The 21379-nt window shown below is 63.5% G+C and carries 21 protein-coding genes; 5 read left to right on the top strand and 16 right to left on the bottom strand.

What is annotated here, in order from left to right:
* Window positions 1–48: 48 nt before the first annotated feature.
* The 14 genes from chvE to JQ587_RS23630 form a co-directional block, all read right to left on the bottom strand.
* Complete coding sequence (gene chvE / locus JQ587_RS23695; RefSeq protein WP_212300501.1) at window positions 49–1122, bottom strand: multiple monosaccharide ABC transporter substrate-binding protein; 1074 nt, start codon at window positions 1120–1122, stop codon at window positions 49–51.
* A gap of 79 nt (window positions 1123–1201) precedes the next feature.
* Window positions 1202–2080 carry an SMP-30/gluconolactonase/LRE family protein gene (locus JQ587_RS23690; RefSeq protein ID WP_212426894.1) on the bottom strand — a complete coding sequence of 293 codons (879 nt, stop codon included), beginning with the start codon at window positions 2078–2080 and terminating at the stop codon, window positions 1202–1204.
* Window positions 2080–3156: an aldose epimerase family protein gene (locus JQ587_RS23685; RefSeq protein WP_212426873.1), complete on the bottom strand. Its 1077-nt coding sequence runs from the start codon at window positions 3154–3156 to the stop codon at window positions 2080–2082. Before JQ587_RS23685 ends, JQ587_RS23690 begins: the two co-directional genes overlap by 1 nt.
* A gap of 2 nt (window positions 3157–3158) precedes the next feature.
* Window positions 3159–4085 carry a Gfo/Idh/MocA family protein gene (locus JQ587_RS23680; RefSeq protein WP_212426872.1) on the bottom strand — a complete coding sequence of 309 codons (927 nt, stop codon included), beginning with the start codon at window positions 4083–4085 and terminating at the stop codon, window positions 3159–3161.
* Entirely contained in the window at window positions 4082–4849 is a 768-nt protein-coding gene (locus JQ587_RS23675) for a FadR/GntR family transcriptional regulator (RefSeq protein WP_212426871.1), read from the bottom strand. The genes JQ587_RS23680 and JQ587_RS23675 overlap by 4 nt, the downstream gene beginning before the upstream one ends.
* Window positions 4846–5826, bottom strand: a complete 981-nt coding sequence (gene yjfF / locus JQ587_RS23670) for a galactofuranose ABC transporter, permease protein YjfF (RefSeq protein ID WP_212300497.1) — start codon at window positions 5824–5826, stop codon at window positions 4846–4848. The genes JQ587_RS23675 and yjfF overlap by 4 nt, the downstream gene beginning before the upstream one ends.
* The gene (locus JQ587_RS23665; RefSeq protein WP_212300496.1) at window positions 5823–6815 is read right to left on the bottom strand and encodes an ABC transporter permease; all 993 of its coding nucleotides are present in this window, start codon (window positions 6813–6815) and stop codon (window positions 5823–5825) included. The genes yjfF and JQ587_RS23665 overlap by 4 nt, the downstream gene beginning before the upstream one ends.
* Entirely contained in the window at window positions 6812–8353 is a 1542-nt protein-coding gene (locus tag JQ587_RS23660; protein WP_212426870.1) for a sugar ABC transporter ATP-binding protein, read from the bottom strand. The genes JQ587_RS23665 and JQ587_RS23660 overlap by 4 nt, the downstream gene beginning before the upstream one ends.
* A gap of 119 nt (window positions 8354–8472) precedes the next feature.
* Window positions 8473–9438 (bottom strand): galactofuranose ABC transporter, galactofuranose-binding protein YtfQ, encoded by a 966-nt coding sequence (gene ytfQ / locus JQ587_RS23655; RefSeq protein WP_212300494.1) that lies wholly within the window; start codon window positions 9436–9438, stop codon window positions 8473–8475.
* Window positions 9439–9844: 406 nt separating this feature from the next.
* Window positions 9845–11017: a fumarylacetoacetate hydrolase family protein gene (locus tag JQ587_RS23650; RefSeq protein WP_212426869.1), complete on the bottom strand. Its 1173-nt coding sequence runs from the start codon at window positions 11015–11017 to the stop codon at window positions 9845–9847.
* A 110-nt stretch (window positions 11018–11127) separates the two neighbouring features.
* Window positions 11128–12105, bottom strand: a complete 978-nt coding sequence (locus tag JQ587_RS23645; RefSeq protein WP_212300492.1) for a HEAT repeat domain-containing protein — start codon at window positions 12103–12105, stop codon at window positions 11128–11130.
* A 2-nt stretch (window positions 12106–12107) separates the two neighbouring features.
* On the bottom strand, window positions 12108–12341 hold the full coding sequence (locus JQ587_RS23640; RefSeq protein WP_007593252.1) for a 4Fe-4S dicluster domain-containing protein: 234 nt from the start codon (window positions 12339–12341) through the stop codon (window positions 12108–12110).
* 23 nt (window positions 12342–12364) lie between these two features.
* Window positions 12365–14107 (bottom strand): fumarate reductase/succinate dehydrogenase flavoprotein subunit, encoded by a 1743-nt coding sequence (locus JQ587_RS23635; RefSeq protein WP_212426868.1) that lies wholly within the window; start codon window positions 14105–14107, stop codon window positions 12365–12367.
* A 102-nt stretch (window positions 14108–14209) separates the two neighbouring features.
* Window positions 14210–14983 carry a ferredoxin--NADP reductase gene (locus JQ587_RS23630; RefSeq protein ID WP_212426867.1) on the bottom strand — a complete coding sequence of 258 codons (774 nt, stop codon included), beginning with the start codon at window positions 14981–14983 and terminating at the stop codon, window positions 14210–14212.
* Window positions 14984–15199: 216 nt separating this feature from the next.
* On the opposite strand from JQ587_RS23630, the gene JQ587_RS23625 reads away from it, so the two are divergent.
* From JQ587_RS23625 to JQ587_RS23605, 5 genes are all read left to right on the top strand, one after another.
* Window positions 15200–15496: a DUF971 domain-containing protein gene (locus tag JQ587_RS23625; protein ID WP_212300719.1), complete on the top strand. Its 297-nt coding sequence runs from the start codon at window positions 15200–15202 to the stop codon at window positions 15494–15496.
* A 75-nt stretch (window positions 15497–15571) separates the two neighbouring features.
* Window positions 15572–16345: a Crp/Fnr family transcriptional regulator gene (locus tag JQ587_RS23620; RefSeq protein ID WP_212300489.1), complete on the top strand. Its 774-nt coding sequence runs from the start codon at window positions 15572–15574 to the stop codon at window positions 16343–16345.
* Between the two features lie 181 nt (window positions 16346–16526).
* Window positions 16527–17948, top strand: coding sequence for an ABC transporter substrate-binding protein (locus JQ587_RS23615; protein WP_212426866.1), 1422 nt, complete (start codon window positions 16527–16529; stop codon window positions 17946–17948).
* Window positions 17945–18850, top strand: coding sequence for an ABC transporter permease (locus JQ587_RS23610; protein WP_212426865.1), 906 nt, complete (start codon window positions 17945–17947; stop codon window positions 18848–18850). Before JQ587_RS23615 ends, JQ587_RS23610 begins: the two co-directional genes overlap by 4 nt.
* Entirely contained in the window at window positions 18847–19719 is an 873-nt protein-coding gene (locus tag JQ587_RS23605; RefSeq protein WP_212426864.1) for an ABC transporter ATP-binding protein, read from the top strand. The genes JQ587_RS23610 and JQ587_RS23605 overlap by 4 nt, the downstream gene beginning before the upstream one ends.
* 168 nt (window positions 19720–19887) lie before the next feature.
* On the opposite strand, the gene JQ587_RS23600 is transcribed toward JQ587_RS23605, so the two are convergent.
* A complete protein-coding gene (locus JQ587_RS23600; protein WP_212426863.1) occupies window positions 19888–20946 on the bottom strand; it encodes a YeiH family protein in 1059 nt (352 codons plus the stop codon).
* Between the two features lie 111 nt (window positions 20947–21057).
* Window positions 21058–21276, bottom strand: a complete 219-nt coding sequence (locus tag JQ587_RS23595) for a hypothetical protein (protein ID WP_212300484.1) — start codon at window positions 21274–21276, stop codon at window positions 21058–21060.
* Window positions 21277–21379 lie beyond the last annotated feature (103 nt).

Below are 21379 nucleotides of genomic sequence, written 5' to 3'. Positions count from 1 at the left end.
CCTCCCCCCGCAAGAACGGGGAGAGGGAAAGGATAGAGAGAGAGAGTCCTACTGGAACTGCGACTTCTTGTAATAGCCGCTCTCAACCAGGACCTTCTCCCAATTGTCCTTGTACACCACAACCGGCTTCAGGAGGTAGGACGGCACGGTCTTGGCGCCGTTCTCGTAGGTCTTGGTGTCGTTGACGGTGACCTGCTTGCCGGCAAGCGCAGCGTCGACCATGTCGGCGGTCACCTTGGCGAGATCGCGGGTGTCCTTGAAAATGGTCGAGTACTGATCGCCGCGCAGCATGGCCTTGATCGAGGGCACTTCTGCGTCCTGACCGGAGATGATCGGCATCGGCTGGTCGGCGCTGCCGTAGCCCACGCCCTTCAGCGAGGAGATGATGCCGATCGAGAGGCCGTCATAGGGCGACAGCACCGCGTTGACCTTCTTGTTGCCGTAGTAGGCGCTGAGCAGGTTGTCCATGCGGGCCTGGGCGGTGGCGCCGTCCCAGCGCAAGGTCGCGACCTTGTCCATACCCATCTGGCCGGAGACGACGACGAGCTTGCCGCTGTCGATATACGGCTTCAGCACGCTCATCGCGCCGTTGTAGAAGAAATAGGCGTTGTTGTCGTCGGGCGAACCGCCGAACAGCTCGATGTTGAACGGACCCTTGCCCTCCTTCAGGCCAAGCCCCTTCTCGATCGATTCCGCCTGCAGCACGCCGACCTGGAAATTGTCGAAGGTCGCGTAATAGTCGACGTTCGGCGTGCCGCGGATCAGGCGGTCATAGGCGATCACGGTGATGCCTTTTGCTTTCGCCTGCTTGAGCACGTCGGACAGCGTGGTGCCGTCGATCGCGGCGATCACCAGCGCCTTCGCGCCCTTGGTCACCATGTTCTCGACCTGCGAGAGCTGGTTAGGAATGTCGTCCTCGGCATATTGCAGGTCGGTGTTGTAGCCGCGATCCTTCAGCACCTTCACCATGTTGTTGCCGTCGTCGATCCAGCGCGCCGAGGATTTCGTCGGCATCGCGATGCCGACAGTGGCCTTCTCCTGCGCGGAGGCGGCGACTCCCGTAGCCATCGTTGCGGCACCGGCCAGCGCCAATGCGAGAAATGTCGTCTTCAATTTCAACATGCTTCACTCCCTTTGGGTGTCAGACTGTTTCTTCGTGTCGTCGAGTACAGAGGTAGAGTAGAGGTCGGTTTCGGATCTCCTATGCAAGCTTGACATCAGGCTCCGCACGCCCACGTGCGGATGCCTCCAACAGAAAAGTGCAGCCGGCCTGAGGATCGGCGGCACGCGCCTCAGCGTCCATATCCTGCCAGGCAGAAGTAACGAGCAGGCGCGACAGATCCGGGCCGACAAAAGCCGGGCAGCTCGCCTGCCTGGCCGGCACGCGCAACGAGCGCACGCGCTCGCCTTGCGGAGAATAGACATCGACCCGGCCGGCGCCCCAGCAGGCGTTCCAGATCCGCCCGTCGGCATCACACACCGAACCGTCGAGCCCGCCAATGCCGGTATGGCGCAACAGCACCTCGGGCTCGCCGCGCGGCAGGCCGGTGGCCGGATTGAGCGGCACCGCATAGAGCACGGCGCGCGCGGTGTCGGTGAAATAGCCTGTCGCGGCATCTGGCGAGAAACAGATCGAGTTGGGAATGCTGATGCCGGGAAATAACGTCGAAATCTTGCCGCGGTGGAGCGCGTAGATCGCCCCCAGCCCCCGCTCGGCCTTTCGCCCCATGGTGCCGATCCAGAACGTGCCGGATTGATGCACGCGGCAATCATTGGAACGTGTGGCCGGATTATCCGCTTCGAGCGGGCAGAATAGCGTCATTGCGCCATCGGCGACTGTGCGGATGTAACAACCGTCCTCCGCGACGACCAACTGGCGCTCGGCATCGATCCGCCCGAGCGCGCTCGCCATCCGCCCGAGCGTGTGGATGCGGATCGCGCCGCCGCCGAGATGCGCCTCGAACAGGCGCGCTTCGCGAATGTCAAACCACCAGGCGGTGTCGGTCGAGACGTCATAGGTCGGGCCTTCGCCGAGGTGACATTGCTCGGTGGAGAGAACGGAGGTCGGCACCACTTCCATCATAGCGCCCTCGCAGCGAAGCGATAGACGGTGTGATGGCGATAAATTCCGCCCGGATCGAGGCGCGGGCTCGGAAAGTCCGGCCGGTTCGGCGCGTCCGGCCAGATGTGCGGCTCCAGGCATATGGCGTCCGACTGCCGGATCAGCTTGCCGCCCTTCCCCGAAATCGTGCCGTCGAGATAATTGCCGGAATAAACCTGAAGGCCGGGCTGATTGGTGAACAGCTCCATGATCCGGCCCGAGCGCGGCGCCTCCAGCCGGGCCGCAAGCGCGAGCTTACCGTCCCGCGCGAGGCAATAGGTGTGATCGTAGCCCCTGCCCTTGTGCAATTGCTGATCGCCTTGGCGGATGCGCGCACCGACGGCATGGGCCTCGCGGAAGTCGAACGGCGTGCCGGCCACCGCACGCGGCGGTTCAGGCAGCGGAATGGCGGTGGGGTCGATGGCCAGGAAATGCTCGGCCGCGACCGTCAGTTTGTGGTCGAGGATGGGCGTGCCGGACGTGGCGCCTTCCAGATTGAAGAAACTGTGGTTGGTCAGGTTGACGATGGTCGGACGATCGGTCCGCGCCTCCATCGTCAGCGACAGTTCGGCCGGGCCGGTGACGCGGTAGGTCAGACGGACCTCGAGCTTGCCGGGATAATTCTCCTCACCATGCGGACTCGTGTAAGTCAGCGTGACTGCGGGCTTGGCACCGTCGTCGATCTCGGCAATGTCCCAGAGCTTGCGATCGAAGCCGTCGAGCCCGCCATGCAGCGCATTCGGACCATTGTTGACGGGGAGCTGGAAGGTCTCGCCATCAAGCGAGAACTGCCCGTTGGCGATGCGGTTGGCGTAGCGGCCGACAGTCGCACCAAAGAACTTCCGTTCGGCGAGATAGCCGGCAAAGCTGTCATGGCCGAGCACGACGTCGTCGCAACTCCCCTTGGCGTCCGGTGCGACCAGCGCCTGGATCACCGCGCCATGGGTGATGATACGGGCCTCAAACCCGCCCTCCCCGCGCAGCACGATACGCTCGACATCGCGTCCGTCAGGCAGCGTTCCGAAAACGTCTTTCGTTATTGTAGAGCCGACCATGTCTAGTCCACAAACGGTTCGACGATGTTGCGCTTACCGAGCAGGAAAGCGTCGGCGACAAGACGAAGCGGCGCCAGGTCGACATCGCTCGCGCCGGTCGCCGCGAGCTTGACGAAGCGCCGGTACAGCTCGCGATATTCCTCATCGGGCGCGTCTGCAACAACCTTGCCGTCGACCTCCATGATCCGGCCACCTTTGGACAATGTCATCCGCCCCCCGTCGGTTTCGACGAGAATATCCCAGCTCTGCGGTCCGGTCTGGCGAAAGTCAAATTCTGCTGTGACCGGCAGGCCGTCGACATCGGTCAAGGTCAATTTGGCGGCGATCGGCGACTGGCAATTGGCCGGAAATGCCAATTCCGCCGCCGTGACAAACACCTGACGCGGCAAGATGCGGGTCAGGATCGAGAGCGCGTTGATGCCGGGATCGAACACGCCGAGCCCGCCCGGTTCCCATATCCAGGCCTGACCGGGATGCCAGACGCGGACGTCTTCCTTCCAGTTGATGTGCACCGACTTGATCCGGCGCGTCGCCAGCCATGCGCGGGCCGGCTCGACTGCCGGTGCATGGCGTGAATGCCAGGTTGCAAATAGAGTGCGCTTTGCATCCGCCGCCATCGCTGCCAGGGGATCGAGCTCGGCCACGCCGATGCCGGGCGGCTTCTCCAGCATGACGTGCTTGCCGGCGGCGAGCGCCGCAACGGCCTGGGCACGCCGTACCTGCGGCGGCGTGCAGAGCGACACCGCATCGATCTCCGGGCCCTTCTCCAGCAATTCCTCGATGGTCGCAAAATGTGGCAGGCCCGGCAGCGACGCGTTGCGGCTGGCGACGGCGGCGAGCACCGCGCCCGGCGTCGCGGCGATCGCGCCGACATGCTGGTCGCGCGCGATCTTGCCGAAGCCGACGATGGCGATACGAAGGGCTGTCACGAACTTTCTCCAAATTCTGTAGGTGCCGCCGGCGCTGCTTCGGCCGCCATTCCCTTGTGGCGGCGCATGCCGTTGTTGATGACGAAGGCCATGGCCTCGGCCGCTGCGTCGGCATCACCGGCAGCGATCGAATCGGCGATCTTCTGGTGCCAGAGCAAAGTCGTTTCGCGGTCTTCCGACCCGGCCGGCGCACTGATCATGAAAGCCGTGCGCAAGGCGGCCTCGATCACGTGACCGATGGAGCGCATGAACGGATTGCCGGACGCTCGCGCCACCGCAAGGTGCACAGCGAGGTCGGCTTCGGCAAAGTCGGCGGATTCGGACGCCTCGCGCCGCATGCGGTCCATGCCGCGCTGAAGCTCGGCGATGTCCTCATCCGAACGGCGCTTGGCAGCGAGCGCCGCCGCACGCGGCTCGACCGCAAGTCGTATCTCTGCGAGGTCGTTGAGAAAGCGCCTGTCGATGCCGGCGTCGAGATGCCAGGCCAGCACGTCGGCGTCGAACATGTTCCAGGCAGCACGCTCGCGCACGACGGTGCCGACCCGCGCCTTGGTGGTCAAAAGCCCCTTGGCGACCAGCGTCTTCACGCTCTCGCGCAGCACCGGTCGCGACACGCCGAACGTCGCCGTCAGCTCGGCATCGCCCGGCAGCCGTGCCCCTTCCGCATAGCGGCCTGCGATGATGTCGACGCCGATCGAGCGGGACACTTCCGCATGGTTGGAATGGGCCCGACGTGTCGGGATGACGACGATCCGCGAGGTCATGAGACAGCTCCCGCGCGCTTCGCCACCGGCCGTCGCGCCAGCGCGACCAGCCCTTGTTGCAGGGCGATGAAGGCGAACAGCAAGACGCCGGTCGCGATCTTGGTCCACCAGCTCGACAGCGTGCCGTCGAAATTGATGTAGGTCTGGATCAGGCCCTGGATCAGCACGCCCAGGAAGGTACCGATCACCGAGCCCTGCCCGCCCGTGAGCAGCGTGCCGCCGATCACGACGGCGGCGATACTATCGAGCTCGACGCCGACGGCGGAGAGCGAATAGCCGGCGCTGGTGTAAAACGAGAACACGATGCCGGCGATGCCCGCGAGCAGGCTCGACAGCATGTAGATCTTCACCGTCATCTTGCCGACGGCGACACCCATCAGGCTCGCGGTCGCCCGGCTGCCGCCGAGCGCATAGACATTGGCGCCAAACCGGGTGAGTTGCAGCAGCAACGCACCGCCGATCACGATGACGAGCATGATGATGGCGATCGCGGTCAGCCTCCCGCCGCCGGGCATGCGCAGCGCAAAATCGGACACGGTCGAATAGACCGGCGCGGTGATCGGCACCGATTCCGTCGAGAGCAGGAAGCCGGCGCCGCGCGCGAGGAACATGCCGGCGAGCGTGACGATGAAAGGCGGCAGGTCGAAGACGTGGATGACGGCGCCCATCGCGGCGCCAAAAGCCGCCGATAGCGCGAGGATGGCGACGAAGGCGACCAGAGGCGGCACGCCCCAACGCTCGATGGCCAGCGCGACGAACACGGTTGTGAAGCCGATCACCGAGCCGACCGACAGATCAATGCCGCCGGAGATGATGACGAAGGTCATGCCGGTTGCGACGATGCCGAGGAACGCGTTGTCGGTCAGCAGGTTGCCGACCACGCGGGTGGATGCAATGTTGGGAAATTGCATGGCGCACAGCGCGAAGCCGGCGACCAGAACGATGGCCGTGATCAGGACCGGCGGCAGGCCTTTCATGGTTTCGTCCTCCGCAGCCGCGCCATGATTCCGGCAAAGCCGGATAGTTTCGGCGACTGCAGCAGCAGCACCGCAAGCACCACCACGGCCTTGACCAGCAGGTTGAACTCCGGCGGATAGCCTGACAGCAAAATGCCGGTGTTCATGGTCTGGATGATCAACGCACCGAGCACGGCGAGCACCAGGCTGAAGCGCCCGCCGAACAACGAGGTGCCGCCGATCACCACCGCAAGGATGGCGTCGAGCTCGAGCCAGAGGCCGGAATTGTTGGCATCCGCCCCCATGATGTCGGCCGCGGCGATCACGCCGGCGAGCGCGGCGCAGACACCGCACCAGACATAGACCGCCAATATCATCGCGCGCGTGCCGACGCCGGCAAGCTCGCTTGCCCGCGCATTGCCACCGGTCGCCTCGATCAGGAGCCCAAGCGCCGAGCCACGCACGACGGCGCCGGTCAGGATCAGCATGCCGAGCGCAATCGCAACCGGCACCGGCACGCCGAGAATGGCACCGTTACCGAGCCAGACCAGGTCCGGCGAGGTGAAGGTCACGATGCGCCCCTCCGTGATGAGCTGGGCGATGCCCCGCCCCGCCACCATCAGGATCAGCGTCGCCACGATCGGCTGCATGCCGAGAACGGCGACGAGGAAGCCGTTCCACAACCCACAGACAAGCCCCGCGCCGAGCGCGGCCGCCAGCACCACCGGAAGGCCGTGGCTGTCGGCGAGGCTCGCGGCAATCGCGCCGCAGATCGCCATCACCGCGCCGACTGAGAGATCGATGCCGCGCGTCGCGATCACCAGCACCATGCCGAGTGACAGCAGCGCCACCGGTGTGCCGCGGTTGAGCACATCGATCATGCTACCGAACAGCCGGCCGTCCTGGAGGCGCAGGTCGAAGAATTGCGGCGACACCACGCGGTCGACCGCGAGGATGACGATCAAAGCAAGGATCTGGGCCAGGCCGCGGCGCGGCAACAGCGCTGTCATGCCCGTGCCTCTTGCATCGCTGCACCATCGGCGGCGATGGCCGCGAGAATGTTGGTGACGTCGATCGCTTCGCCCGCGAGCTCCTCGACATGAGCGCGGTCGCGGAGCACGACCACCCGATCGGAATAGGTCACGATCTCATCGAGCTCCGAAGAGATCACGAGCAAAGCCAACCCGTCGTCGCAGAGCTCGCGGATCAGGCGAATGATTTCGGCATGTGCACCGACGTCGATGCCACGGGTCGGCTCGTCCAGCACCAGCAGCCGCGGCGAGGTCGCGAGCCAGCGCGCCAGCAGCACTTTTTGCTGATTGCCGCCGGACAGCAGCCCGACTGGCCGCTCCGGATCGGGCGGACGGATGTCGAGCATCTTGATGTAACGGCTTGCAAGCTCGTCCTGCTCGCGGCGCGACAGCGGCCGATGCAGTCCGCGCTTGGCCTGAAGTGCCAGCACGATATTCTCGCGCACGGTGAGCTCGGCAACGATGCCGTCGGTCTTGCGCTCCTCTGGACAATAGCCAAAGCCGTGGCGCACGCCGTCACGCGGCGATTGGAGCCGCACGGATGCGCCCTCCACCTTCGCCTGCCCGCCATCGGCACGCTCCGCGCCGAACACCAGCCGCGCCGTCTCGGTGCGACCCGAGCCGAGCAATCCGGCGAGGCCGACGACCTCGCCATGGCGCAGCTCGAGATTGAACGGCGCGACATAGCCGGCCTTGCCGTAATTCTCGAAACTGGCGCAGACCTCGCGCGCCCTGGGCTCGCTTGCCGCCGCCCGCGCGCTGGTGGTCTCGGCCAGCTCGCGCCCGAGCATCATCCGGATCAGTTCGAGCCGCGGCAGCGAGGCGATCTCGCGCTCGCCGACCAGACGGCCATTGCGCAAGACCGTGATGCGGTCGGAGATCTCGTAGACCTGGTCGAGGAAATGGCTGACGAAGACGATGCCGATGCCGCGCTTGGCAAGCTGGCGCATGATGCCGAAGAGGATCTCGACCTCGTGACGGTCGAGGCTCGCGGTCGGCTCGTCCAGAATCAGCACGCGAGCGGACAGGTCGACGGCGCGCGCGATCGCGGTAACGTGCTGTATCGCCACCGAATAATTGCCGAGCGGCGCGGCAACGTCGATATCGAGACCGAACTCCGTGAGCAGCGCCTTGGCGCGGCGGCGCATCTCGCCTTCGCGCACGATGCCGAAGCGCATCGGCTGGCGATCGAGGAACAGGTTTTGTGCCACCGACAGGTTCGGCAGCAGATTGACCTCCTGGTAGACGGTGGCAATGCCGGCCTGCAGCGCCGCCTTGGCCGAGCGCGGCTCGACCTCCTCGCCGCCCAGACGGACAACACCGGCATCGCGCGGGAACACGCCGGTGACGACCTTGATCAGCGTCGACTTGCCGGCGCCGTTCTCGCCAAGCAGCGCATGGATCTCGCCGGCGCGAAGCGTGAAGTCGACTTCCTGCAACGCGCGCACTGCACCGAAGCTCTTGCTGATCCCGCGCACCTCCAGCAGGAAAGGAGCAGGATCAAGGCCGTTCTCCATGACAACGTCACTCCCACCGGTGCCCGCTTATGACGCGGACACCCAGCCTATTCGTTCGCGCGGCGGATTCGAAGGGGAAATCGCCGGACCACAGCAAGCGGTCCGGCGATGCGCCCGCCTCAGTAACCTAGGCCCTTCTTGCTGTCGTAGATCTTCTGCGGATCGTCGGCAGCGGTGTAGAGCTTGGATTCGGTCTGGATCCATTTCGGCGGAACGGTACCCTTGCTCTTGAAGGCCGCGACGGCATCGAAAGCCGGACCCGCCATGTTCGGCGTCAGCTCGACCGTCGCATTGGCCTCGCCCGCCGCCATCGCCTTGAAGATATCGGGAACCGCGTCGATGGAGACCGTGAGGATGTCCTTGCCCGGCTTGAGGCCGGCTTCCTTCATCGCCTGGATCGCACCGACCATCATGTCGTCGTTGTGCGCATAGACCGCGCAGATCGTCTTGCCGCCGCCTTCGGCCTTGATGAAGCTCTCCATCACTTCCTTGCCCTTGGCGCGGGTGAAGTCACCGGTCTGGCTGCGCACCACCTTCAGATTGGCGTGCTTGGCGACGGCTGTATCAAAGCCTTTCTTGCGGTTGGCGGCGACGCTGGCGCCGACCGTGCCTTGCAATTCGACGATGTTGCAGGCCTTGTCGCCGACGGTCTTGGCCAGCCAGTCGCCGGCAACTTCGCCTTCGTGCACGCTGTCTGACGTCACTGCGGTGAGATAGAGGTCTTTGCCCGACGGGTCGATGTCGCGATCGAGCAGCACCACCGGGATCTTGGCTTCCTTGGCTTCCTTCAGCACGGCATCCCAGCCGGTCGAGACGACAGGCGCGAGGAAGATCGCATCGACATTCTGCGCAATGAAGGAGCGGATCGCCTTGATCTGGTTCTCCTGCTTCTGCTGCGCGTCGGCGATCTTGAGATTGACCTTACGCTTGGCGGCTTCCTGCTTGGAGACCGAAGTTTCGGCTGCGCGCCAGCCGGATTCCGATCCGATCTGCGAGAAACCGATCGTCAGCTCGGCGGCATTGGCCGGGAGCGAGAGCAGCAAGGCGGCCGTGGCACTGGCCGCAAAAAGGGCTTTGAGGATCATCAGGCGTGTCTCCCAAGATGTTATCCGGGGCGCCGATTGGTATCATCGCACCCTCAGGCCGGCCTTTTGGGCGGCGGGAGGGACTATTTCACGGAAGTTCTGGGCTGTATAGTCATATTATTTGACTATTCAGACGAAAAATCGGGGCACGTAGGGCGTCCGCGCAAACGGCACGTATAGATAGATAGTATTATCATATCCAATTTTTAGATGAATTTTTTTTTGCAGATGCCAACGACCGCCAAGCGCAGGCGCGCTCCCTCGCCCCGCTATTCGCGGGAAAAGCGTTGGGGTGAGAGGGCTCTGTCGACAGAGACGATGACAACGGGACTCGCGGAAAGTCCACCTCACCCGCTACGCCTCGGGTGCAGGCATCTCTTCGTACGAGGCGAGGGGCGAAGAAAAACTAGATCAGCTTTCGCTGCGCCAGGTTCTTCATCAGCGCGCCGATGCCGAACGTCCAGGGCTCGCACTCGTCACTGGTGCGCATACGGTTGACGAGCTTGCCCAGCTGAGGTGCGGCGATCGTGACGATGTCGTCGCGCTTGTGGGTGAACCCCTGCCCCGGCGCATCGCGATCCTTCACGGGTGCGAACATCGTGCCGAGAAACAGCACAAAACCGTCGGGGTATTGATGCACTTTCCCGATCGTCTGCGCCACAAGATCGGTTGGATCGCGGCTGATCATGCTGATCGAGGAATGACCGTCGAGAACAAAACCATCGGCGCCCTTCACGTTCAGGCTGATATCGAGTTTGCGCGCGTCGTCGAGCGTGAAGGTTTCGTCGAACAACCGCAGCAGCGGTCCGATCGCGCATGACGCATTGTTGTCCTTGGCTTTCGACAACAGCAGCGCCGAGCGCCCCTCGAAGTCGCGCAAGTTGACGTCGTTTCCGAGCGCGCCGCCGACGATATTGCCGCGGCTCGACACGAATAGCACGAGCTCAGGCTCGGGGTTGTTCCAGGTCGACTTCGGATGCAGGCCGGCGTCCATGCCAGTGCCGACCGAAGACAAGGTCGGCGCCTTGGTGAAGACCTCGGCGTCGGGCCCGATACCGACCTCGAGATACTGGCTCCAGGCATTCTGGTCGATCAGCACCTGCTTCAGATGCATCGCCTGATCCGAGCCCGGCTGGAGCTTTGACAGGTCGTCGCCAATCAGACGCGTAACTTCCTTTCGGATCGCTTCGGCCGACGCCGGATTGCCCTTGGCCCGCTCTTCGATCACGCGTTCCAGCATCGAGATCGCGAAGGTGACGCCCGCAGCCTTCAGGGTCTGGAGATCGGCGGGTGCCAGCAGCCATGGCTTCTCGGAATCACGCTCATCCGGCGCCGTATTGGCGACGATGGCCTCGAGATCGCCGATGCGCTCGCCCTTGGTCGAGCCAAGCGCCTTGGCCGGATTGTCCTCTTCGCAAAGCGCGCTGACGGTCGGAAACTTTGCGGTGACGTCGAAGACGCCTTCAGCGCGCACGGCGACGACGGCCGGACCGTTCGCCTGCGGCAGCCAGACCCGGCCGACCAGCGTCCCCTTCGTTCCATCCTCGGGGAGAAGGTCCTTCACGGTCAGTGTCGTCATGGCGGCGTCCTCGCTTGTTATCGGATCGGCCACTTGGCGAGGCCGATCCCATTGGCGAAGACCAATAAACGTCTGGTGGGGGAAGTCCAGAGCGGCAGGTTGCCCCGCTTCTATGCCCCTGCCCGCGCCTTCCGGGCCGCGATCTGCTGCAGCGCCCAGCGTGCGTTCTTGCGGACGTCGGGATCGGCATCATCAGCGATGACGGCCAAGAACGCTTCGCCGTCAGGATGGGCGATCTCGCCGAGGGCGGCAGCCGCCTCTTTCCTCAAGTTCGCCTGATCATGATTGACGCAATTGCCGATCGGCCGCACCGCGCGCTCGATCTTCATCCTGCCCAGGCTGCGGATCGCCTTCAGCCGTACTTGCCAGAACTCATCGCCGAGCGCGCTGACGAGCTGGTCAGCCGCGAGCAAGCCGTTGACGTTGAGACCGAGCGTCTCCGCGGCCATCTCGCGAACCATCCAGTCGCTGTCTTTCAGCGCGCGGGTGATCGTCTCGGCCGCAGGCTTCATCTGCGAGAACGCTAGCGCACTCACCGCCGCCCGGCGCACATGGGCATCGGGATCGTTGATCAGTGCGGTCAGCGCCGGGATGGATTCCTCCAGCTTCAAAAAACCGATCACGCCGATCGCCTGCACGCGTACGGCGGCATCGGGATCCTGCAACGCCTCCAGCGCCGGCTTGAGCGTGTCCTTGCAACGCAATTCCTTCAGTGCACGCAATGCCCCCATGCGGACGAAGGCGTGAGCATGCTTGACCAGCGGCAGGATGATCCCGGCGCAGGCGGGATCCTTGAACTCCGCCATGCTGTCGGCCGCAGCCGCCGCCACGATCCGCTCCGGATCGACCAGGAGCTTCACGAGCGCGCTCGCGGCTTCCGGCCCATCGAATTCGCCGAGTGCCATCGCGACCTGCTGGCGTACGCCGGCGTCGGGGTCGGCCACCATGTTGGCAAGATGCGCGACAGCAGCCGGATCGCCGGAATGGCCGAGTGCGATGATCGCAACGCGGCGCTCGGCGGGATCGGCGGCCTGCAGCCGCTCGTCGGCATCTTCGAGATCGTCGTAGGATTCGAACGGGCTCGACATGATCACCTCAACAGATAGGGAATGTTGACGGTGACGGCGCCGGTGGGGCAATCGGCCTCGCAAGGCATGCAGTACCAGCATTCATCATAGGCCATGTAGGCCTTGTTGGTCATGTCGCTGATGCGGAGCACGTCGAGCGGGCAGACGTCGACGCAAACGGTGCAGCCCTTGTCCGCGATGCACTTGGCGTCGTCGACGACCACCGGAACCGATGTCTGATAGGAAGCGAGAGGCATTTGATGTCTCCTGTTGCGATGGATCAGGCGGAAGCGCGGATACGCTGCTTGTCGTAGAGATCCTTCTCGTCGTCGGCGATCGGCACGACGTAGGGTTCGACGGCGCGCTTCTCGCTGGTCATCTTGCCGTTCTGCTTGGACAGCAGCGTGTGGCAGAACCAGTTCTCGTTGTCCTTCTCCGGGAAATCCGTGCGCCAGTGATAGAGGCCCCAGCGGCTTTCCTCGCGGTAGAGCGAGGCGTGCACCGCCATGTCGGCGCAGTCCATGATCGACTGCACCTCGAGCGCGCGCAGCAGCTCGTGCGCATTGCGGGCGATCATGCGCTCCTGCATGTCCTCGCGCGCCTCGGCGAGACGGCGCATGCCCAGCTCGTATTTGCGCGTGACCTTCGGTGGCTGAAGGTAGTCGTTGACGAGGCGGCGCGTCTTGTACTCGACCTGGTTGGGCGGAATACCGTCCTCTCGCTTGGTCGGCGCCAGCACGCGGTCGCGCTCCTTGGCCACATCATGCGCATCGAACTCCGCAAAATCGTGGCTGTCGGCAAATTCCATCGCGTCGATGCCGGCAACGGAGCCGTTGGTGAAGGCGCCGAGCATGTAATTGTGCGGCACGCTCGCCATGTCGCCGGCGGCGTAGAGGCCTGGCACGGTGGTGCGTGCGTTGTCATCGACGAACACACCGGAAGCGCTGTGGCCGGAGCAGAAGCCGATCTCGGAGATGTGCATCTCGATCGAGTCGTTGCGGTAGTCGACCCCGCGTCCCTGCTGGAACAAGCCGCGCGTCGGCCGCTCCACCTTGTGGAGCGTGGACTCGATCTCCGAGATCGTGTCGGGATGCAGATGCTTGAGCTGGAGGAATACCGGGCCCTTGCCGGAGAGAAGCTCATTGTAGAACTCCAGCATCATCTGACCGGACCAATAGTCGCATTCGATGAAGCGCGAGCCTTCGTTGTTCGCCGTGAAGGCGCCGAAGGGCCCGGCGACATAGGCGCAGGCCGGGCCGTTATAGTCCTTGATCAGCGGATTGATCTGATAGCATTCGAGGTTCGCGAGCGCGGCACCGGCGTGATAGGCCATTGCATAGCCGTCGCCGGAATTGGCGGCGTTCTCATAGGTGCCGAACATATAGCCTGAGGTCGGCAGGCCGAGGCGGCCGGCGGCGCCCATGCAAAGGATCACGGCCTTGGCCCTGATCACCAGGACCTCGGCCGTGCGGGTGTTGACGCTGATCGCGCCGGCGATGCGGCCGTCGGACGATTTCAGCAGCCGCGTCGCCATGTAGCGGTTGGAGATCAGGATACGGGCACGGCGGAGCTGGCGATAGAGCGCCTTCTTCACGGTTTCGCCGTTCGGCATCGGCAACACATAGGTGCCGATATGGTGCACCTTCTTGACGGCGTAATCGCCGTTCTCGTTCTTCAGGAAGCGGATGCCAAAACTGTCGAGCTCCTCGATGATCTTGTAGCAGTTCTGGGCGTATTTATAGACGGCCTTCTGATCGACGATGCCGTCATTGGCGATGGTAATTTCCTTGGTGTACTGCTCCGGCGTGGCGTAACCGGGGATGACGGCGTTGTTCAGCCCGTCCATGCCCATCGAGATCGCGCCGGAGCGCTTGACGTTGGCCTTTTCGAGCAGGACGACATTGGCCTTCGGGTTCTTCAGCTTCGCTTTCAGTGCCGCCATCGGGCCTGCCGTGCCGCCGCCGATCACCAGCACATCGCAGGAAACCTCCGAAAGTCCGTCGACGATCTGATCTAGTGCCATCGCTTGCTCCTGGTTCGCCGATCCCCGGCGCCTTTGCATCAGATTTGTTCAGGTGACCTTCCGGCGATAGCAATTAGTTGTCGCCGGAACGCGATTTGCGCCTCAGCGCTCGACGAAGGCCTTTTCGATGACGAAATGGCCGGGCTGGCTATGGTTACCCTCGATGAAGCCGCGCGCGCGGAACATCGCGTGCAGCTCCTCCAGCATCGCCGGGCTGCCGCACAGCATGATGCGGTCGGTCTCGATATCGAGGCTCGATTGCCCGATGTCGTCGAACAGCTGGTTGGACGCGATCAGATCGGTGATGCGGCCGCGATTCCGGAATGGCTCGCGGGTGACGGTCGGATAGTAGATGAGTTTGTCGCGGATCAGCGGGCCGAAGAGTTCGTGATTGCGCAGGCCGTCGACGACGTGCTCGCCATAGGCGAGCTCCGAGACCTGGCGGCAGCCATGGGCGAGCACGATGGTCTCGTAATTCTCGTAGACGTCGGGATCCTTGATCAGGCTTGCGAACGGCGCGAGGCCCGTGCCAGTCGAGAGCAGCAGCAGGCGCTTGCCCGGGATGAGGTTGCCGGTGATCAGCGTGCCCGTCGCCTTGCGGCCGACCAGAATGATGTCGCCTTCCCTGATCGTCTGCAGCCGCGAGGTCAGCGGGCCGTCCTGCACCTTGATCGAGAAGAATTCGAGCGCTTCCTCATGATTGGCGCTCGCCATGCTGTAGGCCCGCATCAGCGGCTTGCCTTCGACCTCGAGCCCGATCATGGCGAATTGACCATTCTGGAAGCGGAAGCCCGGATCGCGCGTCGCGGTGAAGCTGAACAGGCAGTCGGTCCAGTGCCTGACCGACAAAACCGTTTCCTTCTGAAATGCGCTCATGGTCTCTCCTTGGCCCTCGATGGCGCACAAGGTTTCGGAGAGAGCAGAGTCCGGCAACGCGGAAGTGACATTCCCGGTCGATTAGTTTCACATTTCGCGGGCTGTGATTGACGAGCAGGCACATCGCCACGTCGGCTGCACGCCCGCGCTGGCAATTAGTTGCTATCCGCGCCCGTCGGCGCCGACCTAGAAAGGAGCTGGAGGTTCGTCATGACCATGACCTTGGTGATACCGACCGTGACCGCTTGCGAAGCCAGCGCCGATCTCGCGACGCTCCGCATCCGCACCACGGATGGCGACGCGCTCAGCGTCCCTGCGGAAACACTCCGCCTCTCCTGCAAATGCGCCCACTGCACCCGCGCCCGCTTCGACGACCGCTTTCCCGAACGGTTTCCGGGCATCGCCATCACCGAGATCGGCGATCTCGGCTATGGGCTGAACATCTCGTTTTCGGACGGGCATAACAGGGGGATTTATCCGAAACCGTATTTGTTGAGCTTGGCGGGACGGTAAAGCGCCCGCTTGCCTACCCATCTGGCACGGACATTGCTCCTCTTTAGAACGATTTGAACGTTCCGGAGGCAGACGATGTTGCAGGCGGCGAGTGCGGTTCGCGGGACTGTTCCCCCGGCAGTGCGGCCTGCGGGCGGCTCCTCGCTGCTTCTCACCGAGAACCAGCAATGGATCGGCGGCCCACCGCCGTTGATGGATAAGCTTTCACCGCGCGAGCGGGAGCTGGTGCTGAAGCAGGGCCGGCGAAAAGTGCTTAACCGCGGCCAGACGCTGTTCAGCCAGGGCGGCAAGCATGACGGCATCTGGCTGATCGAGAGCGGCCGCATCCGCGTGTTTTACACCTCGCCACTCGGGCGTGAGATCACCCTGGCCTATTGGCATGTCGGCAATTTCGTCGGCGGACCGGAAGTGTTCGAAGGCACCGTGCATCAATGGTCCGGTGTAGCATCCAGCAACTGCAGCGTCGTGCACCTGCCCGGAAAGGAATTGCGGTCGCTTGCCGCAGAGATCCCGAACCTCGCGATCGGCCTCATTGAAGGCCTCACCTTCAAGGGCAAATGCTATTCGGCGCTGGCGCAAATGCTGGGAACACGCTCGATCACGCAGCGCCTCGCGCATCTGCTCCTGCATCTCGTCGAACTCTACGGCGTCGAGGACGCCGACGGGCGCGTGATTGCCGCAGCCTTCACCCATGCCGACATCGCCCACATGGTCGGCGCTACCAGGCAATGGGTCACGATCAGCCTGAAGCGGATGCAGGAAAAGGGAATCGTCCTGACCAAGCGCTCGCAGATCGTGGTCTGCCGGAGCGACGTGCTGGAGGAGATGCGTGGCCACGCGTCTGACTGAGAGAATTTGCGTGTAAGGCCGGTGCACAGGCAAGCGGCTTTATAGTGCAGGACTGCCCAAGGAGTATGCAATCAGCTTTTCCCGGCAACTAATCGACTGCGGCGCTCATTCCGGATTTGCCCTGTCCGGGCCCTCCACCAATCATGGCAACCACAGCACATCCAACCGAATGAGGATGAGAATGGTCCGCCATCTTTCCACGCTCTCCATCGCGATGTCGGTGACGTCACTGGCGCTAAGCCTCGCGCAGCCAGCCTGGGCGGAAACCGTCACGCTCGGCATCGGAACGCAGGACACCACGACCAACACGGTGACCGCGGGCGTCGTCATCCGCCAGTTGCATCTGCTCGAAAAATACCTGCCAAAGGATGGCAAATATTCCAACATCAAGTTCGAGCTGGAGTGGCAGAATTTCACGTCCGGCCCGCCCGTCACCAACGCGATGATGGCGAACAAGCTGCAGATCGGCATGATGGGCGACTACCCGCTGATCGTGAACGGCTTCACCTTCGACAGCAATCCCGAAAGCAAGAGCCGGCTGATCGGCATCGCCGCCTACAGCCTGTCCGGCTCTGGCAACGGCATCGTCGTCCATAAGGATTCACCCTATTACGATCTGGCCGATCTCAAGGGCAAACTCGTCAGCGTGCCATTCGGCTCAGCCGCGCACGGCATGGTGCTGAAGGCGATGCAGGACCGCGGCTACGCATCCGATTTCTTCCAGCTCGTCAGCCAGAGCCCTGAGGTCGGCTCGACCAATCTTCAGGAGAAAAAGATCGACGCGCACGCCGACTTCGTCCCCTTTGCCGAGTTGCTGCCCTTCCGCGGCTTCGCTCGAAAGATCTTCGACGGCGTCGAAACCGGTCTACCGACTTTCCACGGCATCGTCGTCCGTACCGACTTCGCCGAGAAATATCCTGAGGTTGTCATCGCCTACATGAAGGCGCTGATCGCCGCCAACCAGTGGCTGCGCGACGATCCCAAGCTTGCGGCCGAGAAAATCCAGGAATGGACCGGCATCAACAAGGAGGTCGTCTACATCTTCCTCGGCCCGAGCGGCAACATGACCACCGATCCAACCGTCAAGCAGGCGCTGATCGATGCCGCCACCGCCGACGTCAAGGTGCTGCAAAATCTTGGTCGCATGAAGGAGTTCGATCCGAAGAAATGGGTCGACGACAGCTACATCCGCAAGGCCTACGCCGAGATGAAGCTCGACTATGACGCGCAGCTTGCGAGCACGAAGAACTACGAGATCTCGGGCGAAGACGCCTTCTGCAAGAAGCCGATCACCGAGCCGCGCAAGGCCGGCGAGGTCTGGGTCGATGATGCCGGCATCATGCCGTTCTCGTCGGCCGCCTGCACCCTCGGCGCCTACGCCGACTTCAAGGCCAAGGGCAGGAAGATCAACGTCGCCTATGTCTTCGACACCACGCGCGGCATCAAGCTGTTCGCCGACCAGGCCTTCTTCGCGGTCGGCAATGGCGACGTCGCACCGTTCCTGCTGAAGAAGGACGCGGAGGCCTATGCCGCCAAGATCAGCGGCAAGGTGCTCGGATTCGACGACGCGGTGAAGGCGGCGGTCAACGGAGGCAAAACGTGAGCAGTCCCGCCATCCTCAGACATCCCGAGGACAGCATGCCGGCAATTGCAGAAGCGGGCCCGGTGCCCGCCGCCACGCCGCCAGCAACACCACCCTCCTTCGGAACGCTCGCGCTGCGCTGGTATCGCCTGAACCAGGGCCGGTTGCGCGCGACTGCGATCGGCATCATCTCGCTGCTCGCCTTCCTGCTGGTCTGGCACCTGCTCACGAGCTACCGCGTCGTATTCTTCGTGCGCTTCACCAACGTGCCCTCGCCGCTTGCGGTCTATGCGAGCTTCACCAAGGCGATTCATGATCCCAAGTTCCTGATGCACATTGTGCTGAGCTGCCGGCGCATCTTCATCGGCTTCTCGCTTGCCGCGATCGTCGGCGTGCCGCTCGGCCTGATCATGGGCCGCTTCAAGCTGGTGCACGAGATCATCTTCCCGGTCGCGGAGGTACTGCGGCCGATTCCGGCGATCGCCTGGGTGCCGATGGCGATCATGCTGTGGCCAACCAACGAGCAGAGCATCGTCTTCATTACCTTCCTCGGCTCATTCTTCCCGATCCTGGTCAATACGCTGCACGGCATGTCGCTGGTCGATCCCGTGCTGGTGCGTGCCGCGCAATGCCTCGGCGCACGCGAGCGCTCGATCTTCCGCGAAGTGTATTTTCCGGCCTCGCTGCCGCATATCTTCACCGGCCTCACCATCGGCATGGGCGTCGCCTGGGTGTCGCTGATTGCGGCCGAAATGATCTCAGGCCAATACGGCATCGGCTACTTCACCTGGGAAGCCTATTCGCTGGTCCAGTATGCCGACATCGCGCTCGGCATGATCGCGATCGGCGTCCTCGGTCTCGGATCGAGCCTGCTGATCAGGGGTGCGGGACATCTGGTAATGCCGTGGAGGTCGACGAGATGAGTGAAAGTCTGGCGAGCGAGCCGAAAGGCCATATCGAGGTCAGCAATTTCTCGCTGAGCTATGACAGCATCGAGGGGCCGGTTCAGGCCGTCACCGACACGCAGATCCACGTCAAGCCCGGAGAGTTCGTCTCGATCGTCGGCCCGTCCGGCTGCGGAAAGTCGACGCTGCTCAACGCGGTCGCGGGCTTCCTGAAACCCACCACGGGCATCAGCACCGTCGACGGCGAGCGCGTGAGCGGCCCGAGCGCCGAGCGCGGCATGGTGTTCCAGCAATATTCGCTGTTTCCCTGGAAGACGGTGCGGGAGAACGTCGAGTTCGGCCTGAAGATGCGCGGCATGCCGCGCTCGCAGCGCGAGCGCGCCGCGCGTACGCTGCTCGGCCTCGCTGGCCTGGAGGCATTCGAAAAGCATTATCCGGAAAAGCTCTCGGGCGGCATGAAGCAGCGTGTCGGCATCGTCCGCGCGCTCGCGACCGGGCCGAAGGTACTGCTACTCGACGAGCCGTTCGGCGCGCTCGACGCACAGACCCGCGTCATCATGCAGCAGATCCTCACCAACATGTGGCAACGGCTGAAAATCTCGGTGCTGTTCGTCACCCATGACATTGACGAGGCGATCTTCCTCTCCGATCGGGTCTACTGCATGACCGCGCGTCCCGGCTCGATCAAGGCGGAGATCCCGATCCCGCTGGAACGGCCACGGCAGCAAGCGATGATGATGTCGTCGGAGTTTCTGGCGCTGCGCCGCGGGCTGATGTCGCTGATCCGCGAGGAAAGCCTGAAGGCGATGGGCGGCGAGATCAACGACATGGGCATGCAGGGGCTGAACATCGAGTTGCACGGCCATTCGCTGGCGGATGTGATCTGATCTAGCCGTCTCGCTCACGCTGATGACGGTCTCGCAGGGTGGGCAAAGCGACTTGTCCGCCGTAGCTCGAAGAGCGAAGGCGGAAGCGTGCCCACCACCTTAACTACAAGCCGAACTGGTGGGCACGGCGCTTTCGCGCCTTTGCCCCTTACGGCCGCTTCGCGTCCCTTACTTGAACCAGTGCACCAGCGCGATGCTGATCCCCAGCAGAAGCATCAGCGACAGCGTCACCGCCGCCGTCACCCGGCCGCCAACATTGGCTAGCACGCGCACGTCGACACCGAGGCCGAGCGCGGCCATCGACACCACCGTGAGGAAGCTCGTGATCTTCGTCACGGGCCCCACCACCGTGCCCGGCACGATCTCCAGCGAACGCAACGTCGCCAGCGCGAGGAAGCCGAGGATGAACCACGGCACCAGGCGGAAGAAGCCGACATTGGTCTTCTTGCCACCGGTCTGCCAGCGCGAGGCGACCAGGGAGAGGCCGACGACCACGGGCCCCAGCATCAGCACGCGCATCAGCTTGACCAGCGTGCCGATCTGCGTGGAGATCAGGCCCGCCGGCACCGTCGCCGCCAGCACCTGCGGCACCGCATAGACGGTGAGGCCTGCGAGGATGCCGTATTGCGTGGCCGACAGTTGCAACAGCGGGATCAGCAGCGGCAGGCCCAGCACCATCATCACGCCGAGGATCGCCGTAAACGAGATCGAGGATGCGATCTCGTCGCTGTTGGCGCCGATGATCGGCGCGACCGCCGCGATCGCGGAATTGCCGCAGATGGAGTTGCCGCAGGCGATCAGGATCGAGAGCCGGGTCGATAATCCGAGCATCCGGCTGAGACCGAAGGAGACGCAAAGGGCCACCACGACCACAGCGGCGATCGAGGCCAGCAGTGCGATGCCCGAGGCTGCGATGGCGGCAAAGCTGATAGAGGCCCCGAGCAGCATGACCGCGACCTCGAGGAGTTGCTTGGCGCTGAAGGCGATGCCAGCCTGCCAGCGGGGCGCCGGTTTCCAGAAGCTGCGCAGCGCCATGCCCAGCAGGATCGCCATCACCAGTGCCTCGACATAGGGATGCTCGAAAACGCCGAGTTCCGCCCGCTCGAGCAGGGCTGAGACGCCGGCAACGAGGACGCAAAGGAGAATGCCGGGAATCAGCGCAAGGACGCGGCTAACGGCAGTGGTGGGCTTGGCGTCGGCCGGGCTGGATGCTTGATTCTGCGACACAAATCTCTCCCAGAGGAGAAAGATTTATACGCACGACGATCCGATTGGGGAATAAGTTTTCGGCATATCAGGGCCGAGGGAAGTTCTGTCCTCGGTCCGGAATAATCGGCCTCAGAAGATCAGGCTTTTGGCGAGCGAAGCGACGCGGCTGAAGCCGTCATAGACGCCCGGCTCGAAGAACGCCGCGCGCGCGAGCACGATACCTGCGACCAGCGACCAGAATAGCATGGTGCCGGCCCGCAGCAGGAGCTTTGAGGCACGCGACGTCGGCTGGGTGTCCGTTGCGGACACCAGCTGCTCGCCGAAGGGCTCAAATCCAGTGCGTTCCATGGCCGTCAATTCCATCAAATTGTGGATGGAATGTCGTCGTTTCGGACCCAAACGGCAATGGAAGCGATTGGCGTTTTTGCCCTCCGGAGGGGAAACTCCTTCC

The sequence above is a fragment of the Bradyrhizobium manausense genome (genome assembly GCF_018130615.1).
GTDB classification, from domain to species: domain Bacteria; phylum Pseudomonadota; class Alphaproteobacteria; order Rhizobiales; family Xanthobacteraceae; genus Bradyrhizobium; species Bradyrhizobium manausense_A.
This window is presented reverse-complemented; position numbering and strand designations above follow the sequence as displayed.

What these genes read in the sequence shown, in the direction of transcription:
- chvE (WP_212300501.1), bottom strand. Translation starts at nt 1,122, where the DNA reads ATGTTGAAATTGAAGACGACATTTCTCGCATTGGCGCTGGCCGGTGCC.
- JQ587_RS23690 (WP_212426894.1), bottom strand. Translation starts at nt 2,080, where the DNA reads ATGGAAGTGGTGCCGACCTCCGTTCTCTCCACCGAGCAATGTCACCTC.
- JQ587_RS23685 (WP_212426873.1), bottom strand. Translation starts at nt 3,156, where the DNA reads ATGGTCGGCTCTACAATAACGAAAGACGTTTTCGGAACGCTGCCTGAC.
- JQ587_RS23675 (WP_212426871.1), bottom strand. Translation starts at nt 4,849, where the DNA reads ATGACCTCGCGGATCGTCGTCATCCCGACACGTCGGGCCCATTCCAAC.
- yjfF (WP_212300497.1), bottom strand. Translation starts at nt 5,826, where the DNA reads ATGAAAGGCCTGCCGCCGGTCCTGATCACGGCCATCGTTCTGGTCGCC.
- JQ587_RS23665 (WP_212300496.1), bottom strand. Translation starts at nt 6,815, where the DNA reads ATGACAGCGCTGTTGCCGCGCCGCGGCCTGGCCCAGATCCTTGCTTTG.
- JQ587_RS23660 (WP_212426870.1), bottom strand. Translation starts at nt 8,353, where the DNA reads ATGGAGAACGGCCTTGATCCTGCTCCTTTCCTGCTGGAGGTGCGCGGG.
- ytfQ (WP_212300494.1), bottom strand. Translation starts at nt 9,438, where the DNA reads ATGATCCTCAAAGCCCTTTTTGCGGCCAGTGCCACGGCCGCCTTGCTG.
- JQ587_RS23650 (WP_212426869.1), bottom strand. Translation starts at nt 11,017, where the DNA reads ATGACGACACTGACCGTGAAGGACCTTCTCCCCGAGGATGGAACGAAG.
- JQ587_RS23645 (WP_212300492.1), bottom strand. Translation starts at nt 12,105, where the DNA reads ATGTCGAGCCCGTTCGAATCCTACGACGATCTCGAAGATGCCGACGAG.
- JQ587_RS23640 (WP_007593252.1), bottom strand. Translation starts at nt 12,341, where the DNA reads ATGCCTCTCGCTTCCTATCAGACATCGGTTCCGGTGGTCGTCGACGAC.
- JQ587_RS23635 (WP_212426868.1), bottom strand. Translation starts at nt 14,107, where the DNA reads ATGGCACTAGATCAGATCGTCGACGGACTTTCGGAGGTTTCCTGCGAT.
- JQ587_RS23630 (WP_212426867.1), bottom strand. Translation starts at nt 14,983, where the DNA reads ATGAGCGCATTTCAGAAGGAAACGGTTTTGTCGGTCAGGCACTGGACC.
- JQ587_RS23625 (WP_212300719.1), top strand. Translation starts at nt 15,200, where the DNA reads ATGACCTTGGTGATACCGACCGTGACCGCTTGCGAAGCCAGCGCCGAT.
- JQ587_RS23620 (WP_212300489.1), top strand. Translation starts at nt 15,572, where the DNA reads ATGTTGCAGGCGGCGAGTGCGGTTCGCGGGACTGTTCCCCCGGCAGTG.
- JQ587_RS23615 (WP_212426866.1), top strand. Translation starts at nt 16,527, where the DNA reads ATGGTCCGCCATCTTTCCACGCTCTCCATCGCGATGTCGGTGACGTCA.
- JQ587_RS23605 (WP_212426864.1), top strand. Translation starts at nt 18,847, where the DNA reads ATGAGTGAAAGTCTGGCGAGCGAGCCGAAAGGCCATATCGAGGTCAGC.
- JQ587_RS23595 (WP_212300484.1), bottom strand. Translation starts at nt 21,276, where the DNA reads ATGGAACGCACTGGATTTGAGCCCTTCGGCGAGCAGCTGGTGTCCGCA.